Source organism: Terasakiella brassicae, from assembly GCF_014641495.1.
Taxonomy (GTDB): domain Bacteria; phylum Pseudomonadota; class Alphaproteobacteria; order Rhodospirillales; family Terasakiellaceae; genus Terasakiella; species Terasakiella brassicae.
This window is the reverse complement of sequence record NZ_BMHV01000066.1, coordinates 1-1,154: the sequence shown is the minus strand read 5'-3', so window position 1 is coordinate 1,154 and position 1,154 is coordinate 1. Positions and strand designations below refer to the sequence as shown.

Here is a 1,154-nt window from a genome sequence, read left to right as displayed (position 1 = left end):
TTGGAAAGGCTTGGGCGTTTCAATGTTACAGCTTCGCTCTATCAATGATGACGAGCAATGTTACGTTTCGAAATCATCCCGTGCCTGTCGTCTCGGCTTCGACGACATCTTTTGGAGATTAAAGTGGTTTTCGTCTTTTTCGATTAAGCGGCAACCTCCTTGTTTCCCCAAGAGAATTCTGTTCCATCCATCCAGATACGATGCAGGATGACGGATAATTTACGGGCAACGGCGACACGGGCCTTTTTGCTGCCGATCTTTTGAACGAGTTTCATGCCCCATGCTTTCAGTTTCGACCATTTTCCCTTTGGATTGGTCAGTAGAACATTTGCGGCCTCATAGAGCATGTGGCGGCTTAGCTTGTCACCATATTTGGAAATGCGTCCGCATCGAAGCGTGTCACCTGACTGATAAATTCGTGGTGTCAGGCCGAGATAAGCTCCAATGCTGGATGACTTTTGGAACCGTTTCGGATCATCAATGGCGGTGATAAAGCTCAAACAGACCAGAGGGCCAACACCGGGGACACTCATCAAACGGCGACACAGTTCAGAGCCTTTGCACAATTGGCTCAGGCTTTTGTCCAGATCGTTAATCCGGGCAATCACGCTTCGCCGCACTGAAAGCAAAGCGGCCATTGCAGGTTCCAACGCTGGATGGTCCGAGATGAGTTCCCAAATCCGGGCCTCAAATCTCATTCGAGAGACCCGGCCCACTTGCAGACCAAGCCCCCTTAAAATACCTCTGATCTGGTTCTGAATGTCGCGAAGCTGTTTGACCAGCAGATGACGTCCCAGAAGCTGGGAGCGGACAAAACGGGTGTTTTCACTTTTGGCGGCGACTTCGCGATACCAACGGGTCCGGGCCAGTTGAGCCAGTCCTTCGGCATCGTTGCGATCTGTTTTGTTCAAACGGCAGCTTAAAGCCGCCTTGGCACGTCGGGCATCGACAATGACAGCGGGTAAACCGAGATCACGAAGACCTTGTTGCAACCAACTGGATTGACCGCCGGTTTCCAAGGCGATGACTTCAATTGAATGACCAAACGGATCAACGCAAGCTGCAATCGAGGTCGCAAGCGTTTCACATTCCCCTTGCCAGACAATTTTGGCGGTTTCATCTACAACACAGATATGGGTTTCTTTCAATGATAC

The 1,154-nt window shown here is 50.5% G+C and carries 1 protein-coding gene; it reads right to left on the bottom strand.

What is annotated here, in order from left to right; translation table 11 throughout:
* Positions 1–143: 143 nt before the first annotated feature.
* A partial coding sequence (locus IEW74_RS17180) for an IS110 family RNA-guided transposase (RefSeq protein WP_188667406.1) occupies positions 144–1,154 on the bottom strand: 1,011 nt, incomplete at its 5' end.